Genomic DNA, 17,800 nt, shown 5'->3' on the forward strand with positions numbered 1-17,800 from the left:
CAAGAAGAAGAAAGAGGATAGGAGAGCATAAAAAATCGCATTCCCATAAAACCAAGAAACGATTGGGAATAAAGAGGCTTATGCTCCAAGCTAAAGCGAATAAAAGAAAGCAAAAATAGTATTAGGATTGTAATAAAAGCAAAGACGCCCACCGTGGGCGTCTTTGCTTTTATACTATCTGAAAAATATTAGGAAAGATGTTTGGAAACGAGTTTTGTCATTTCAAACATATTGACGACTTCTTTCCCGCCAAATACTTTTTTCAAATTTTCGTCAGCAACGATATTCCGCTTGTCCTTGGTGTCCTGAAGGTTGTGTCCTTTGATATACACCCAAAGTTTTTTAACAACCTCGGATCTGGGCATGGGGCCATTGCCGACTACCGCCGCTAACTCCGCGCTGACATTCAGCGGCTTCATAAACGCAGAATTGATTTTTTTCTCCATAAAATTGTTTATTAATTTATTCAAATACGACCTTTATGCAATTATACATAATTTACGGGTAAATAGTAAGCCCCCAGAATCAAGCGGGGTTTTGTTTACTCCGAACGCTGAACGAAATCCGCCCTGCCCGTCCGTAGCCCTGCCTGCTGGCGAGGCAGGTTGTATATAGTATTCGCCAAGATTTTTTGGGTTCAATCGCCACCTTTTGCGAAAGCAAAACGCGGTTCGAGCCAATGATTGCCGTTTCGCTCAAAATCCTTTTTTGAGGAAAAATTATAGTTTTCAAAAAAATTACCGGGAAATATCCCTAAAATAAAGCCTTTTAGAGCTTTATTACAATTTGCTTGTTTAGTGGCAATTTGCTACAATATTTACATGAAGATATTTAAACGTGATCTTGAAGAGAAAATTACTCCCGTATTATTCAAGGGAAAGTTAGTGGTCATCTTAGGCCCGAGGCAGTCGGGGAAGACCACGCTGGCTAAAAAAATTATTAACGAATATGGCGAGGATGGAGAGTATTACGATTGTCAGATAGCAGATGTGCGAGCGCATTTTGTATTGGGCGAACCGGATAAGCTTTTACCATTAACTAAAATGAAGAAAATCGTAGTATTTGATGAAGCCCAGACAATCCAAAATATTGGGAGTATTCTTAAGGCATATCATGATACATATCCTGAAATACAAATAATCGCTACCGGCTCTTCATCGTTTGATCTTGCAAATAAAATCAAAGAGCCGATGACTGGCCGAGCCTACGAATTTACTCTTTTGCCGCTTTCTTTGAATGAAATAACTTCTGCATATCCAGATTTTTGCGAGGCGGATCTTTTCAATATTATGCAGTTTGGGTCATACCCCGCCACTATCGCGGCTGAAACGATTGAAGATAAATTGTTTTCAATACGAAATATTGCCACCAATTATCTGTATAAAGATATTTTCGTTTTTGAGGTCATTCGTAACCCAAAGATTTTTGAAGATTTGCTCAAAATGCTGGCATTGCAAATTGGTTCCACGGTATCGATCAATGAGCTATCTCAAGGCCTCGGTGTCACGCGGGCAACAGTAAATCGCTATTTGCGGCTTCTTGAACAATCTTTCATCATCAAAAGAATTTATTCCTTTTCCAATAATCCGCGCAATGAGATTAAGAAAGGTTTTAAAATATTTTTTCTAGATATAGGGGTTCGTAATGCGCTAGTGGATATTGTTTCGTCTATGCCAGAACGCAGTGACAAGGGAGTAATTTTTGAAAACTTTTTTGTCAGCGAGCGAATGAAAAAAGGTTCTTTGGAAATTTTCCCTCCGGAAATTATGTTTTGGCGGACACGGACGGGCCAAGAGATTGATGTGATAGAAAAAAACGGACCAAATATTTCCGCCTTTGAGTGTAAGTGGAAAGACGTTGTCTCGGCTCCGAAGCAGTTTTTGAAAGCGTACCCGAATGTCACATTTGTACCAGTTAATATCAATAATATCCTTTCGCATGTTTAACCAAGCTATGGACACATTAGAAAAACTAGCCAAAGCCCTCGCCTGCCCGTCCGTAGCCTTATGGCGAAGGCGGGGCGTGCTTGCCCTTCCGAAGCCGAAAGGCGAAGGAGTACCGGTAGCTGAATTATTTAAATAAAAATATGGGAACAAAAAAGTCATTATATAAAGCAAATAAGGTTAAGGACGATGAGTTTTATACTCTTTTTGAGGATATTGCCAATGAAGTTTCTCTTTATAAAGAACAACTAAAAGGGAAAAGAATTTTATGTCCTTGCGATTGGGATGAAAGTTATAACGAAGAACTTGTCTATAAAGAAGAAGGGTTTGTCGCCTCGTCTAATTTATTAGATGCTGGAGGCACAATAAAAAAAATAGATATAAAGGCCTCTAAAGAAAAAGTAGAAAAAGATTTAGCTTTGATTAAATGCAATTTTGTAAAATTTTTAGTTGCCCATGCCGATGCTTATGGCATAACTTCAATTTCAGTGAGTGGGTATAATCCTGCTACAGGTAAAGGTGTGAAATTTCAAGATGTTAATTATTCAAAATACGATATTGTCATAACAAACCCGCCATTTAGCAAATTTAGAGAATTTATTGATACGATGTTCAAAAATGAAATGAAGTTTTTAGTTATCGGACCACTCACGGCTATAACTTATAGGGACATTTTTACTCACATAGAAAGCAATGAAATGTGGCTTGGTTACGCGAAGCAATTGTCCGGATTTAGATTGTTAGATGGCACGCTTGTTCTTTCTAAAAACCCCGAAGGTTCAGTTTCCAGAGCCTGTAAGTGGTATACAAATTTTGATGTTGCTTATAGGCATGATAAAATGATTTTAACTGAGAGCTATAGCCCTGAAAAATATCCAAAATATTATAATTACAACGGCATAGACGTCGAAAAAACACTTAAAATACCATTCGATTATGTCGGCGTGATGGGAGTGCCAATAACATTTTTACAGAAATTTAATCCCAATCAATTTAAAATAATTGGTAAGGGTGTGCAGGTAAAAAAAACGATAAGATTTAAGGGCGATAAAGCAACCCTTTGGATTGAAAAAGATGGTAAGCCATTTAAGGCTCCCTTTGAAAGAATATTAATAAAAAATAAAAAAGTAATTAAGAACGACAAATAATATGAATATCAAAAATTTATACGAACAAGTTAGAGATGGAAAAATTATCAGCGATATAGAACTTCAGAGAGAAATTGTTTATGACGCTGAAAAACAAATGCTGGTAATAGATAGCATTGTAAATGGAATTCCTTTGCCAGCATTTTATTTTTGGAAAAATAAAGATGGCATTTTGGAAGTTTTAGATGGTAAGCAAAGAATAGAATCTATTAAGAAATTTGTTGAGAATGATATTCAATATCAAGATAAATTGTGGAAACAAACCGACAAGAAAATTCAAAATATAATAAATGATACCGAGCTTTCAATTATTATTTGTGAGGGGAAAGAGCAACTAAAAAGAGAAATATTTAGAAGAATTAATACTTTAGGCGTGCCACTTTCTCCTTATGAAGTATTAAATGGTCTTTTCCATGGCGAGTATTTAAGGGGTTTAACCGCTTATGTTGGGCAAGACAGAGATGCGTTAAGGGTTTTTGGTTCTAATAGCCGCGGTAAAAATCAGTATAGAACTTTGCAATTATTAATGACATTGAAGGATTTAGCAAAAGACGCTCATACTATAAATGATTATGTGAATAAATGTCAGAATAATACTTTCGCTGATAACCAAATAGAAATTGGCAAATATATCAAATTTGTTAGTGAAATATTTGAAGAATATGGTCAGTTAGATGTTTATTTTAATTTGGCGAGAAAATATTTTAAAGATGCAGTTATTTGGAAACAGAATAAGGATGAAATTAACTCTCGTGTTAAAAGATATTTGAAGAGCGATGATGCTAAACTTACAGATAAATCAAAAGAAATAGAAGATATTATTCAAGCTATTGTAAATAATATTAGCGTTGATGATAAACGATTATTTTCAAGCGATGATAAAAAAGAATTTTTAAGAAAAAAGAAACCGAACAAAGAAAATAAATATCAATGCGCCGATTGCAAAAAGTATTTTTACGTAGAAGAATTGACAATGGATCATAAAGACCCGTGGAGTAAGGGTGGTAGAACCGAACTTTCAAACGCAGAATTACGGTGTCGCCCATGTAATATTAAAAAGGGAAATAGAAGTTAGTATGTAAATTGTTTTGAGTAATGGAAACTCTAAAAAAAAATTATGATAATAAGCGAATAATATGGGTAAGGTTTATTTAAAAAATAATTGGGCAGAAACTTTTGTTTTCGGTGATAAAACACCCGGAGTTTATGTCGGCCGTGAGGATGAACTACAAAACCTAAAATTTACTTTAGTAAATAATAATTCAGCCTCTATTTTAATTTCTTCCGTGCGGGGAGTTGGGAAAACATCTTTTGTCCATAAGGCATTGAGTGAGGCTACCAAAGATGTTTATCCGATTTTTGTAAATGCCGGCCATGTTATGAGTTGTTGTGGGAAAGAAGGCTTGCCCAAGAGAGAACTTTTGAACTCTTTGATTCGTTCTGCGTATTTTGAATTTAAGGACAAAGATTCTGAAATTAAGGATTTATATTATAAAACCTTAGGAAAATTTAAAGAATATAAATTCATCCAAGAATCTGAAGAAAAAGTTTCTGAAAAAGAAGTTGGCTTAACAAAGGAGTTTAATATAAGGCACATTTTTGCTATTTCAGGCTCCGTTTTAGCTACTGTAGGAATAATGAATGAAATTTGGTGGGTTAAAGTTATTGGTATTTTGGGCACAATAAGTATACCGGTATCTTTTATATGGAAAACAAAATGGACAAATAAACTTCATGGAATTTTCGGACAAGAAACCATAATAGAAAATTCTGATGACTATATAGAGCTTTTATTTGAACGCTGGCTGAGGAAACAAAGGGATAAAAAATTAGTCTTTGTCATTGATGAATTAGACAAAATTGCGGACGAGGGCCAAGCATTAAAACTAATCAAGGAGTATAAAAACCTATTTTCGCGTTCTTTCGCTAAGTTTATTTTTATTACTGGTGAGGAAGCATATTTACTTACAGAAAAAGATCGGGGATTAAAAGCCGAGGAAGGGGGTATTTTCCCGACTTTATTCACGCATGTATATTATTTACCTTTGCCGACGACAGACGATTTAGAAAAATATTTTAATGATATTTTTTCAGAAAAAGATAATGTATCTGACGAAGATTACAAACAACTTAAAAATTATTTGTTATTTCGCGCAAAAAATGATTTCTTTTCTCTAAAAAACTTAATAAATGATTTAGTCCACATAGAAGACAATAGGATTTTCTTTGATATAGATTCAATGAATGATTATGACCGTCTTTTTGAAGAGGCGGCAAAATTATATATCTACGGTGCAAAATTCTGTGATAAATATCACAGACGAGCTAAGAAATACTGGAAAGAAAATTCGGCTCTACAAAAAGGGATTTTCGACTTTTTAAATCAGTATTTCAAGAAAAATTTTTCAATCATCATAGATAACGAATCAGCATACATTCAATCTTTATTAAGCTATCTGCAAAGGTTTGGGATTCTTGAAATTATTGGCACTAAAGATGTAAATGATTCCAACGGGACCAAGAAGGAAACGGAATTTAGATGGACTGGAGAATATAAGCCGATAGAAACGGCAGACCAACTTTTCAAAGAGGAAGAGAGGTTCCTTAGCGCATTTGAAAAACTAATAAGGGTTGCTAATGATCTTAATTATTTACCCGCCTGTTATAGTGATAAAAATTTTGAAGATTATGAGGAAGTTACTGATGGCAAAGACGGAAAGAATTTGAGCGACGTTAATCTGTATTCAATATATTCAAAATTTGAAGATTTATATAATGACGTAAAAGAACCTCAAAAGAGAATGGAAGTTTTAATTGAAGATGTGAATAATGCCATAGAAGAAATAGAACCCCAAGTGCTTGAGGTTGGAAAACGTTCATTTCAGGTATTTATCAATGCACTTCAAAGTATTTTGACGAAAAATAGCGATTTATTTGTTGGGCAAACTTTTGGACAAAGACCAGGTGCGTTTAGTGCATGTCCAAATTTCAGCTCGGTTTTTGGTAGATTTGAACACCGGCTATATGGAAAAAATGATGGGAGTAAAGAAGTTTTAGCGGTTAAGAATTTTGACGCAACCAGTGAGATACACGAGGGTTTGAAGAGTTTAAATGAACAGAAAAATTTACTCGTTGTTAATTTTGTTGATAGTAATAATGGAAGTTTGCCTAAAAATCTTACAATAAGAATTGAAAAATTGGACAAACGAGGTAGAAAAAGAACAAAGAGTATTACGATAAGAAATTTTATGAATTTTGGATTTAATGGTGATTTTAGAAATTTGTCAGACATTTTGCGTCAAATTGAAAAGCATCTAATTTGAGCGGCGCGCCAGCTAACGCTGGCACGAAATTCGGCGGCGGCGGAAAAGCGAGGGCGGGCAAAAATTATTTTATTAAAAGTTTTTCAAAATTCAGCGTTCGGAATCAAATTTGCCGGGTTCTGAATTAAATAATTGATAAAACCCGTTTCCCATTTTCGGAAAGATGAGGTAATCTTCTATTCTATGTCCGAAAATGAAATGGTGGTGAGATTTGATAAGGTGTCTTTTGAATATGGACACAATAAACGCCTCCTTGAGGAGGTGAGTTTTTCCGTGCGCCGCGGAATGAAGGTGACGCTTATGGGCCAGAATGGCGCCGGCAAGTCCACGCTTTTCGGCCTTATTATGGGCACCATCGCGCCGGAATCCGGAAAAATACGCATGGACCCGGACCTTTCCACCGCCACAGCTCCGCAAGTGATGCCCCGGAAAGAAATGGATATCACCGTAAGAGAATTTTTTGGAAAACGCTTTCCAAAAAAAATATACGACATTGACCCCAAAATAGATGAAGTGCTGGAAGTAGTGAATCTTTCCGCCCCTCACGACAGAATAATCAAATCATTTTCCGGCGGACAGCAAGCGCGCCTCCTCCTCGCCTCGGCCATCATCCAAAACCCGGACATTTTGCTTCTTGACGAGCCGACAAATAATCTGGATAAAGCCGGAGTAGCGCATCTGACCGCATTTTTAAAAAACTACAAAAAAACGGTAATCGTCATTTCTCATGATTCCGATTTCTTAAATTCATTCACCGACGGCGTTCTTTATCTTGATGTCTTTACTAAAAAAATAGAACAGTACTTCGGCAATTATTTTGACGTGGTAAAAGAGATAACGGCCCGCATGGAAAAAGAGAACAGGGAAAATGCCCGGCTCGCGAAAGAAATCCAGGAAAACAAGGATAAGGCCAATTTTTTCGCGCATAAAGGCGGCAAATTGAGATTGGTGGCAAGACGCATGCGAGAAAAAGCGGAAGAATACGAAGAAAACAAAGTTGAAGTCAGGAAAGAAGATAAAACCATCCGCCCTTTTATTATCCCCTCCCAGCCCGAGCTCGTGGGTGAAATTATAAAAATCACTTCATTCTCCGTGATAAGAAACCATAAGGCAACCGTAAAAAAAGCGAATATCTCGCTCAGAAGAAAAATGCATTTGCTTCTTTCCGGGCCGAACGGCATCGGCAAATCCACGCTTCTTGAATCAATCGCCGGAAACGCTTCAAAAGGCGCTCATATCGCCCACGGCGTGCGCGTTTATTATTACAAGCAGGATTTTTCAACCCTCAATTTTGAGGATACGGTGCGCGATTCGCTTATAGCGGTCGCCGATGAAAAAACCGAGGAAGAAATGCGCAGTGTCGCCGCGGGGTTTTTGATAACCTCCGACTTGATGCACATAAAAATAGGAAATTTGTCCGAGGGCCAAAAAGGACTAGTCGCATTCGCGCGGCTCGTGCTCACGCGCCCCGGCCTTCTTATCCTTGACGAACCCACAAACCATATTAATTTTCGGCATATTCCGGTCATTGCGGAAGCTCTTAATAAATATGAAGGCGCGATGATACTTGTTTCTCACATAAGCGAATTTGTGGAAAAAATTAGAATTGACGAAACGCTTGATTTGGATAAATAGCCAAACTCCAAATTATTATTTTATGATAAAAGAAAATAAATTTGATATTGCCGTTGTCGGAGCAGGGCCTGCCGGAATGATAGCGGCCGGCGTAGCGGCGGAATCGGGCGCTAAAGTTGTATTGATAGAAAAGAACAAACAGCTTGGCAAAAAACTTCTTTTAACCGGCAATGGCAGGTGCAACCTGACCAACGCGGAATTTAATTTACCCGAGCTGGTAAAAAACTATAATAACGGAGAATTTCTCTTTCACGCTTTTTCCGTTTTCGGGCCGAAAGAAGTTATTAATTTTTTTGAAAAACTGGGAGTAAAAACTAAAATTGAGGAAGGAAAAAGAGTTTTCCCGAAAAGCGATGACTCGGAAAAAGTTTTGGAAGCGTTAAATAAATATTTAGCGAAAAACAAGGTGAATATACTTTTTAATTCCGAAGTTGCGTCTGTTGAAATGGAAGGCAACCCGCCTTCGCCGAAGGCTACGGCAGGGCGAAGAAAAATCAGCAAACTAATTTTAAAAGACAGAGAAATTACGGCTGAAAAATATATATTTTGTACCGGCGGAAAATCTTATCCTTTGACCGGCTCTGACGGTTTGGGCTATAAATTAGCTGAAAAATTAGGGCATACGATTGTGAAACCGATGCCCGCTTTGTCGCCGATAAAATTAAAAGAGGAATGGGTTAAAAATCTGCAGGGAATAAGTTTAAGAGACGTTAAAATAAATGTTTCAAAAAATGGCCTGCCTGCCGGTCAAGCAGGTAAAAAACAATTCAGCGAGAAAGGAGAAATTTTGTTTACTCATTTTGGCATAAGCGGGCCGGCTGTTTTAAATATCAGCGCCAAAGTCGGAGAACTATTAGAAAAAGATGGCGTAAAAATATGCCTTGATTTGTTTCCGGCGCTAACCCAAGAAGAGCTTTTGAAAAAACTTGAAGAAACTTCTAAAAGATATCCGAAAAAAAATATTAAAAACACATTATCGGATTTTGTGCCCGAAAAATTAGCTGAGGTCCTATTGGATATTACAGGCGTAAATAAAAATAAAATAGCGAGTAATATCTCAAGGCCGGAAAGAGCAATAATAGTAAAAACTTTAAAAAATCTTGAGGTTGCCGCAGAAAGTATTTTAGGTTTTGACGAAGCCAAAGTTACGAGAGGAGGAGTATTTTTGGAAGAAATAGATCACAAAACAATGAAATCAAAAATAATTAATAACTTGTTTTTCGCGGGAGAAATTATTGACGTTGACGGCAAAACCGGCGGCTTTAACCTGCAAATGTGCTGGAGTACCGGCTATATCGCCGGAAAAAGCCGTGAATAAGCTTTTTCGCGTATATTTTTCTGCGATAATGCTCTAAAATAAGCGAATAGTTCAGATAAATTTATATGACCCAATCTCAAGCGCTATCAATATTGAAAACCGGCGCGAATATTTTTTTAACCGGCGAACCGGGATCCGGCAAAACGCATACTATTAATGAGTACGTGGAATATTTGCGCGCGCAGGGCATTGAGCCGGCAATCGCGGCTTCAACCGGCATTGCCGCGACACACATAGGCGGAATAACGATCCACTCCTGGAGCGGCATCGGAATTAAAACAAATTTGAGCAAATCAGATCTTAATAAAATCGCGTCAAACAAACTCGTCGCGAAACGCGTCCAGCGCGCAAAAATTCTTATCATAGACGAAGTCTCTATGCTTCCTCCAAAAGTTTTTTCCATGATTGATGCTGTTTGCCGCGAAATAAAACAGAATCCGAAGCCATTCGGCGGTATCCAAATTATTTTAGTCGGCGATTTTTTCCAGTTGCCGCCGATTATGGAAAAGGAAGCGGAAAACAAAACGCCGGCCGCGCTCATTGAAGAGCCGGTATGCCGTTTTGCTTATGATTCTCCGGCCTGGGAACGAGCGAATCCGATTGTGTGCTATCTCACCGAACAATACCGGCAGGACGATAAAAATTTTCTCGCCTTGCTCTCGGCAATGCGGAGCAATGTATTTGATGATAATCACTTGCGGCGCATTGAAACAAGAAAAATTGAACATCATGCCGCGCCAAACGGCATGCTGAAACTTTTTTCGCATAATGCCGATGTGGATCGCGTTAATAACGAAGTGCTCGCGAAACTTTCCGGCGTGTCGCGCGTATTTAATATGTCCTCGCAGGGTCCGGAGGCTGTTGCCGCCGCGCTGAAAAGAGGATGTCTTTCGCCAGAAACGCTTTATCTTAAAATCGGAGCGGCGATTATGTTCACAAAAAACAGTCCGAAAGAAGGATTTATGAACGGCACGCTCGGCCTGGTTAAAAAATTTAGCGAGTACACCGGTTATCCGATTGTGGAAACGCGGAGCGGAAAAATGATTGAAGTTGAACCGATGGGCTGGACAGTGGAAGAAGACGGAAAAATTCGCGCGCGGATTACGCAACTGCCGCTTCGTCTTGCCTGGGCCATTACAGTGCATAAAAGCCAGGGCATGAGTTTGGACGAAGCAGTGATGGATTTAAGCGCTGTTTTTGAATTCGGGCAGGGTTACGTCGCACTCTCGCGCGTCAGGCGGCTTTCGGGCCTGTATCTTCTCGGCTGGAACGAACATACATTTAAAGTACACCCTGAGGTGTTAGCTCAAGATGTAAAATTTCGCGCGCAATCCGAACAGGCAATGAGTATATTTAACAAAACAACAGAAAACAAAATTACCGCAATGCGCGAACAGTTCATTCGTTCATGCGGAGGAGAAATTATTTCAGAAAGCCCCGCTGACAATCAGAAAACACCTCATAGTCCGCTCAAACATAAAAACGTTCAAGGCAAACGGGCAAAAAATAGATTTCATTATCGCTCTTGACTTATTTCAGATTATAAGGTAATATGAAAAAGTAAGTTTCTGGTTCTCTTTCCTTGTATAACGTAATAGTGCGCAAGTTCAAGAGGTAAAGAAGTTAGGTCGACTTACTCATTATTAATTTAATACAAGAAAATATTATGGCAAAAAAATTATATGTAGGTGGACTGTCATACGACACCACTGCAGATACTCTGAAAGAAACATTCGCCAAAGCCGGAGCCGTTGAAACAGCGACTGTCATTATTGACAGAATGTCTGGACGTTCAAAAGGATTCGGTTTTGTGGAAATGTCATCCGACGAAGAAGCTTTAAAAGCGATTGAAATGTTCAATGGCAAAGAGCTTGATGGCCGGACTGTTACGGTAAATGAAGCTCGCCCGATGGAACCTCGCGCTCCTCGGACAGGCGGATTTGACCGTGGCGATCGCGGAGGCCGCGGTGGCTTCGGCGGTGGTTTCGGACGATAATCTCAGAACGCTTTAAGCGTATTGAAAAATCCCCTTCATTGGGGATTTTTCATTTCTTTGTTAGAATTTCATTATGGATTTAATCCAATTTAAAAAATTATTCGAGAAAGAACCAAAATATCGGTTGGAACAGGCCCAAAAAGCCCTTTTTAAAGATTTAATCCAAAACTGGCAGGAAGCGATGGCCCTACCGTTAATCCTAAGAGAAGAATTAGATAAAAAATGCCCGATTGAAATATCGGCGAAAACATTTGTTTCTAAAGACAAAAACGCGATAAAAGCCCTTATCGCCCTAAAAGACGATTTGAAAATTGAAACGGTTTTAATGCGCCACAAAGACAAAAGAAATACTGTTTGCGTTTCTTCGCAGGTCGGCTGCCTTTTGAATTGTTCTTTTTGCGCCACCGGAAAATTAGGATTTAAAAGAAACCTTGAGGTCTGGGAAATTATTGAACAGGTTTTATTTTTTGCCCGTTATTTAAAAAAAGATAAGGAAAGGGTTGCCAGCGTTGTCTTTATGGGGATGGGAGAGCCGTTTTTAAATTATGAAAATGTGATAGAGGCGATTAAAATTCTGAATAATGAAGAGGGATTTAATTTGGGAGCCAGGCATTTTTCAATCTCTACGATTGGAATTGTTGAGGGAATTGAGAAATTAGCCGAAGAAGGATTGCAAATAAATTTAGCCGTTTCCCTCCACGCGCCCGATGACAAACTCCGCTCAAAATTAATGCCGATTAACAAAAAATATTCCATCAAAAAAATTTTAAACGCGGTTGACGACTACATCAAAAAAACCCGACGGCGGGTAATGTTTGAATATATAATGATAAAAAATTTGAACGATTCCGAAAAGCAGGCTGAAAAATTAGCCGAACTGATAAAAAGACCTCTTTGTTTTGTCAATCTGATTCCCTGCAACTTTACCGGAATCTTTGAGCCCTCTCTCCCTTCAAAAATTAAAAGGTTCAAAGAAATTTTAGAAAAAGAGGGCGTAACGGTTACTCAAAGACATAGCTTCGGCCAAGATATTGAAGGCGCTTGCGGCCAGTTGGCAACCGGAAAAGCCGGTTAGTCCCGGAGAATTATTTAATTGACTAATTTGTTTTTATATGTTAACGTTCTTTCTAAGATAGTTATCTATGAAATTTCGTCGAGCTTCATCGGAAAACTAAACTTTAGGATAAAACCTTAAAACATTAATTAAACTAACTTAACAACTATGGAAGGAATAATAAAAAAACTTACAGATAAAGGATTTGGATTTATTACCGTTGATGGCGAAGAAAAAGATTTGTTTTTCCACGGCAATGAACTTAAAGGTGTAAAGTTTGAAGAGTTGAAAGAGGGTGACAGATTGTCTTTTGACAAAACTGATTCTCCGAAAGGACCCAACGCAACAAACGTAACTCGCATTTAAGAATCAATTCTGTAAAACAGATAAATAAAAATCAGGCCTATTTCTAGGCCTGATTTTTTTATTAATTTATTTTGTTTTCAGCTGGAAGTTGGCGATTTTGGCAAAATCCTGCGTAGCAGTGTTGACTTGGGGTGTTAATACCAATAGAGTTTTATCAGCTTGGGTAATTTTCTGAATGAAACTATTTGCTTGGATCTCGTCAATTTTGACTTCGGTTTTCCCGGCTGCTAATTCTTCATAATAAGTTTTAGATAAAACAACAAACTGTTTTGTGTTGTTTATAAGGTCTAATGAAGCAATATTTCTTTGTTCCAATAAATCGACTAATTTCAAACCGCTTTGTTTCACGGCTTGATCGGGGTCATCCCCCAGTATTTTCTTAAACTCGGAAATTTTAATATTCAGAACATTAAACTCGGAAATTACATTATCAATATCTGAAATGGCCGTGCTTATATCCTTAACCGCTCCGGCATAGTCCTTCGCCTGCTCCTTGCCGGATATGCCATTGAGCAAGGCGCCGGTTATTTTCATTTCTTCGCCTATTTGTCCTCCCAGAGCATAAATTTCATTAAATTTATTAATGGTATTAGAATCCTTTGTGTCCTTCAATCCTCCGACGATTTTAATAACGCCTGAAATTATCAGAGCCAAACCGACTATTAATACAATCACCCGTAGCGCCAGTTTCTTATTGAATTGCATAAATTTATGCTTACTTTTATTAATTTTTTATTCTGACCTTTGAATAATTATACCAAAAAGGCATATAATATAAACAGTAAAGTTGGTTGTCAGATAGTTGAAAACGAAATTCCAAATTATATTAATTAAGATGTAAGAAAGAAGTAAAAATGCAAAAACCTTTTACCATTAAACAAAGTTGGTTGTCTTGTATCGGATGCGGCTATAAAACGGATTTATTGGATGAGAGGAAATTTGAGTGTCCTAAGTGCGGAAATTTATATGACATAGAGCACGATTTTAATTTACAGGAAGGAAGCCGCGCTCGTTATATTGGCGTCTTTGATTCCCGAATTATTTCCAGCGCTTTCCATTCCAAAAATCCTTCAGATTGTTCCGGCGTCTGGCGTTTTAAAGAATGGGTAATGCCCTTTCTGCCGGATGACTACATTGTCACTTTGCGCGAAGGATTCGTTCCGATTGTCTGCGCCGGAAAACATTTAAGAGAATGGGTCGGCGATATTGAGCTTTATCTGATTCTTGAAGGAATGACGCCAACGGGTTCGTTCAAGGATTTCGGCGGAACGGTAATGATGTCTGTCGCGAAAGCGGCCGGAATCAAAGCTGTCGCCTGCGCTTCCACCGGAGATACTTCGGCGATGGCGGCTGCTTATGCGGCCGCAGCCGGAATCCAATGCGCTGTTTTATTGCCCAAAGGAAAAATAACGCCGGTGCAATTAGCCCAGCCTTTGGTTTATGGAGCAAAGGTTATTCTTCTCCCCGGCGACTTTGACGATTGCATGAAAGTGATGAAAGAACTGGTTGCAAATTACGGAGTTTATCCTGCCAATAGCTTAAACCCTGCCCGGATAGAAGGGCACCAAGCCACGGTTTTCCAAATTGCCCAGTATTTTAAGTGGCAATTGCCTGATTGGATTGCGGTTCCAGTCGGAAACGGCAGCAACTGTTCATCCATCGGAAAGGCGATGAGATTAATGAAAAAATTCGGATTTAAAAAAATTTCTCAAATCCTTGGTTGCCAGTCAGAGGCCGCCAATCCCCTGGCGAAATCATGGAATTTAACGGAAAAAGACAGCCAGATTTTTTTGGACAAATGGAAATCAAATTATCAGCCGATTAAAGTCGGCGAAACATCCGCCACTGCCGCTCGAATCGGTAATCCGGTTTCTCGCGATAAAGTAATGCGAGAAATAATTTATTCCAACGGCGCTATGCAAATTGCCAGCGAACGGGACCTTAATGAAGCTGTCTCTGTCTGCGGTAGAGATGGATATTTTGTTTGTCCTCAAACCGGCATGGCTCTGGCAGGAATTCGGAACGCGGTGAATAAAGGCTGGATTAAGAAAGGAAAACGAGTTGTAGTGGTATCTACGGCAACCGGTTTAAAATTCACGGAAACGGCAGCTGCTCATTTAGAAAAAAATATTATTTCCGCAAAAGATTGCCGCACCGAAACCGCAGCAAAAATTTTGAATCTATAAAATATTACGACATGAAAAGAAAAAATTTATTGATTGTTTTCTTTGTAATTCTGGCGGTAGCCGCGGTAGTTTTAATAAAAGAAAAATCAAACCGAGTTTGTTTTAAAAATTATTGCTTTGATGTCGAGTTGGCCAAAACCACCGCCGAAATGAGCCGCGGCTTGATGTTTAGAGAAAATTTAGCAGCAGACAAAGGCATGTTTTTTATTTTCAAAAAAGAAGGCAAATATCCCTTTTGGATGAAAAATACTTTAATCCCTCTGGATATAATATGGATTAACGAAAACAAAGAAGTGGTTTTTGTCAGCGAAAATACCCAGCCCTGCCCTGAAGAATCTCCCTGTTTTTACATAAACCCCGATAAAAACGCCGAATATGTTTTAGAAATAAACGGAGGCCTCGCCGGAAAAATCGGCTTAAAAATTGGAGATAAAGCGAACCTGTCGGGATTTTTAGCAGAATAGAATAATTAAAGAAAAATTTTAATCAGTTACTTTTAGTCGGCTACTATTGTAATTCCACGATCGTGGAATTACAATAGTAGCCAATTTTCAACGGCTCAACGAAAATCCCCGTTGAGCCGTTGCGTGGATTCTTGGCGATTTTGGTTGAAAATTTCTTAATCCTGTATATAATAGGAATTATGTTTAAAAAAAATTACAAAAATGGTTTACCCCGTTAGAAATAAAAAAGTTTCTGCGGGAAAAATAATTACTAACGGAATTTCTAACGGGGTTTATTTTTTTGGCGGAGAAAAGGCCGACGGCAATGAAAGCATGAAAAATCTTTTGGGAGGAAAAGGCGCCAACCTGGCTGAAATGGCCGGGCATAAAGACCTTAAGCTTCCCGTTCCGCCCGGCTTTACCATTACCACCGAGGTCTGCGCTTATTATCAAAATAAAAAAATCTATCCTGAAAATCTGAAAGAAGAAGCAGAAAAAGCGTTAAGAAAAATAGAAAAATTAATGGGAAGAAAATTCGGCGACCCTATTAATCCCCTTTTGGTTTCGGTACGCTCCGGGGCGCGCAAATCCATGCCCGGAATGATGGAAACTATTTTAAATGTCGGACTAACCGAAAAAACTATTCCCGGGTTGATAAAACAAAGCAATGGAAATGAAAAATTCGTATATGACGCTTACCGCCGGTTGATAATGATGTATTCGGATGTGGTCATGGAAAAAGCCGCCGGCATTGAACCCAAAGACGAGCAGGGCATCCGCAAACAGCTGGAAAAAATAATGGGCAATCTTAAAAAAGAAAAAGAATACTCCTCGGATACGGATTTAACCGTGGCTGATTTAAAAAAACTCTGCGAATTATTCAAGGAAAAAATCAGATCAGTTTTGAAAAAAGAATTTCCCGACAATCCAGAAGAGCAATTATGGGGCGGCATCGGCGCAGTTTTCGCCTCATGGAACGGCAAACGGGCAATCAGCTACCGAAGAATTGAGGGCATTCCCGACGAGTGGGGCACGGCGGTAAATGTTCAAAGCATGGTCTTTGGAAATATGGGCAATGACTCGGCCACCGGCGTGGCTTTCACCCGCAATCCCGGAAACGGCGAGAATAAATTCTACGGCGAATATCTGATCAACGCCCAAGGCGAAGACGTGGTGGCGGGCATCCGCACGCCGGCGCCCATAAACGAATCTTCCAAATCCGGACATAATAAAAACTTGGTATCTTTGGAAAAAGCCATGCCCAAACTTTACAAAGAACTGTTCAGTATCCAGAACCGTTTGGAAAAACATTACCGCGACATGCAGGATATTGAATTTACGATTGAGAAAGACCGCTTATTTATGCTTCAGTGCCGCACCGGTAAACGCAACGGACCGGCGGCGGTAAAAATGGCGATGGATATGCTAAAAGAAAAACTGATTACCAAAGAAGAAGCGGCGATGCGTGTTACACCCAGCCAATTGGAAGAATTACTGCATCCGATAATTGACCCTAAAGCGGAATCAAAACAAAAACCTTTGGCCAAAGGTTTGCCCGCCGGACCGGGCGGAGCCGGCGGTCAAATTGTTTTTTCCAGCCATGAAGCCGTAGCTTGGGCCAAAGAAAATAAAAAAGTAATTTTAGTGCGCGAAGAAACCAGCCCTGAAGACGTTGAAGGAATGCGCGCGGCTCAAGCCATTCTCACTGCCCGAGGCGGGATGACATCCCACGCGGCTCTGGTAGCCCGCGGCTGGGGAAAATGCTGTATTGTGGGTTGCGGCGCTTTACATATTGATTATCCTAAAAAACAAATCCATATTGACGGAAAAATATTAAACGAAGGCGATTGGATTACTTTAAACGGCACCAAAGGAAATGTTTATGAAGGAAGATTGCCGATGATTGATGCCTCCGAAGAAAATAAACTTCTTAGCGAATTTTTGGAAGTTTGCCGTTCAATAAAAAAATTGGGAATTCGCACCAATGCCGATACTCCCGAAGACGCCAAAAAAGCCAGGCAATTCGGCGCCGAAGGCATCGGACTTTTTAGAACTGAACATATGTTTTACGGCAAAAATTCGGATGAGCCTTTATTTCTTTTGCGTAAAATGATCGTCTCGAAAACCGAAGCCGAAAGAAAAAAGGCGCTCCAGGAATTATCTTTTTACGTAAAACGGGATGTAAAAAATACGCTCAAAGCCATGGATGGATTTCCGGTGGTATTCCGGCTGCTTGACCCGCCTTTACACGAATTTGTCCCCCGCGAAAAAGCGAAACTTGAACAATTGGCTAAAAATTTAAAAATCTCCATGACTGAATTAACTAAACGGGCGGATTCGCTTCATGAATCCAACCCCATGATGGGCCACCGCGGCGTGCGTTTGGGT

At 39.2% G+C, this 17,800-nt stretch carries 16 protein-coding genes; 14 read left to right on the forward strand and 2 right to left on the reverse strand.

Annotated elements, in window-relative coordinates:
* Positions 1 to 188: 188 nt before the first annotated feature.
* Positions 189 to 446, reverse strand: coding sequence for an SWIB/MDM2 domain-containing protein (locus Q8N22_01555; GenBank protein MDP3052624.1), 258 nt, complete (start codon positions 444 to 446; stop codon positions 189 to 191).
* 351 nt (positions 447 to 797) lie between these two features.
* On the opposite strand from Q8N22_01555, the gene Q8N22_01560 reads away from it, so the two are divergent.
* The 11 genes from Q8N22_01560 (at position 798) to Q8N22_01610 (ending at position 12,783) form a co-directional block, all read left to right on the forward strand.
* On the forward strand, positions 798 to 1,946 hold the full coding sequence (locus tag Q8N22_01560; GenBank protein ID MDP3052625.1) for an ATP-binding protein: 1,149 nt from the start codon (positions 798 to 800) through the stop codon (positions 1,944 to 1,946).
* The gene (locus tag Q8N22_01565) at positions 1,939 to 2,082 is read left to right on the forward strand and encodes a hypothetical protein (GenBank protein MDP3052626.1); all 144 of its coding nucleotides are present in this window, start codon (positions 1,939 to 1,941) and stop codon (positions 2,080 to 2,082) included. The genes Q8N22_01560 and Q8N22_01565 overlap by 8 nt, the downstream gene beginning before the upstream one ends.
* Positions 2,083 to 2,086: 4 nt before the next feature.
* Positions 2,087 to 3,091, forward strand: coding sequence for an adenine-specific methyltransferase EcoRI family protein (locus Q8N22_01570; GenBank protein ID MDP3052627.1), 1,005 nt, complete (start codon positions 2,087 to 2,089; stop codon positions 3,089 to 3,091).
* A 1-nt stretch (position 3,092) separates the two neighbouring features.
* Positions 3,093 to 4,166, forward strand: coding sequence for a DUF262 domain-containing protein (locus Q8N22_01575; protein MDP3052628.1), 1,074 nt, complete (start codon positions 3,093 to 3,095; stop codon positions 4,164 to 4,166).
* Between the two features lie 61 nt (positions 4,167 to 4,227).
* Positions 4,228 to 6,414: a P-loop NTPase fold protein gene (locus Q8N22_01580; GenBank protein ID MDP3052629.1), complete on the forward strand. Its 2,187-nt coding sequence runs from the start codon at positions 4,228 to 4,230 to the stop codon at positions 6,412 to 6,414.
* A gap of 183 nt (positions 6,415 to 6,597) precedes the next feature.
* The gene (locus tag Q8N22_01585; GenBank protein ID MDP3052630.1) at positions 6,598 to 8,049 is read left to right on the forward strand and encodes an ABC-F family ATP-binding cassette domain-containing protein; all 1,452 of its coding nucleotides are present in this window, start codon (positions 6,598 to 6,600) and stop codon (positions 8,047 to 8,049) included.
* A gap of 22 nt (positions 8,050 to 8,071) precedes the next feature.
* Positions 8,072 to 9,367: an NAD(P)/FAD-dependent oxidoreductase gene (locus tag Q8N22_01590; protein MDP3052631.1), complete on the forward strand. Its 1,296-nt coding sequence runs from the start codon at positions 8,072 to 8,074 to the stop codon at positions 9,365 to 9,367.
* Positions 9,368 to 9,432: 65 nt separating this feature from the next.
* A complete protein-coding gene (locus Q8N22_01595) occupies positions 9,433 to 10,896 on the forward strand; it encodes a PIF1 family DEAD/DEAH box helicase (GenBank protein MDP3052632.1) in 1,464 nt (487 codons plus the stop codon).
* A gap of 137 nt (positions 10,897 to 11,033) precedes the next feature.
* Complete coding sequence (locus tag Q8N22_01600; GenBank protein MDP3052633.1) at positions 11,034 to 11,363, forward strand: RNA-binding protein; 330 nt, start codon at positions 11,034 to 11,036, stop codon at positions 11,361 to 11,363.
* A gap of 73 nt (positions 11,364 to 11,436) precedes the next feature.
* The gene (gene rlmN / locus Q8N22_01605; protein ID MDP3052634.1) at positions 11,437 to 12,438 is read left to right on the forward strand and encodes a 23S rRNA (adenine(2503)-C(2))-methyltransferase RlmN; all 1,002 of its coding nucleotides are present in this window, start codon (positions 11,437 to 11,439) and stop codon (positions 12,436 to 12,438) included.
* 147 nt (positions 12,439 to 12,585) lie between these two features.
* Entirely contained in the window at positions 12,586 to 12,783 is a 198-nt protein-coding gene (locus tag Q8N22_01610) for a cold shock domain-containing protein (GenBank protein MDP3052635.1), read from the forward strand.
* A gap of 66 nt (positions 12,784 to 12,849) precedes the next feature.
* On the opposite strand, the gene Q8N22_01615 is transcribed toward Q8N22_01610, so the two are convergent.
* The gene (locus tag Q8N22_01615; GenBank protein ID MDP3052636.1) at positions 12,850 to 13,488 is read right to left on the reverse strand and encodes a hypothetical protein; all 639 of its coding nucleotides are present in this window, start codon (positions 13,486 to 13,488) and stop codon (positions 12,850 to 12,852) included.
* 149 nt (positions 13,489 to 13,637) lie between these two features.
* Between Q8N22_01615 and thrC the strand changes: the two genes are divergently transcribed.
* From thrC to ppdK, 3 genes are all read left to right on the forward strand, one after another.
* Complete coding sequence (gene thrC / locus Q8N22_01620; GenBank protein ID MDP3052637.1) at positions 13,638 to 14,969, forward strand: threonine synthase; 1,332 nt, start codon at positions 13,638 to 13,640, stop codon at positions 14,967 to 14,969.
* 11 nt (positions 14,970 to 14,980) lie between these two features.
* A complete protein-coding gene (locus Q8N22_01625; GenBank protein ID MDP3052638.1) occupies positions 14,981 to 15,433 on the forward strand; it encodes a DUF192 domain-containing protein in 453 nt (150 codons plus the stop codon).
* A 201-nt stretch (positions 15,434 to 15,634) separates the two neighbouring features.
* Positions 15,635 to 17,800: pyruvate, phosphate dikinase (gene ppdK, locus Q8N22_01630; GenBank protein ID MDP3052639.1), on the forward strand; the 2,166-nt coding region annotated here is incomplete at its 3' end.

The organism is bacterium (assembly GCA_030693325.1).
Classification (GTDB): Bacteria; Patescibacteriota; Minisyncoccia; order UBA6257; family MFKM01; genus MFKM01.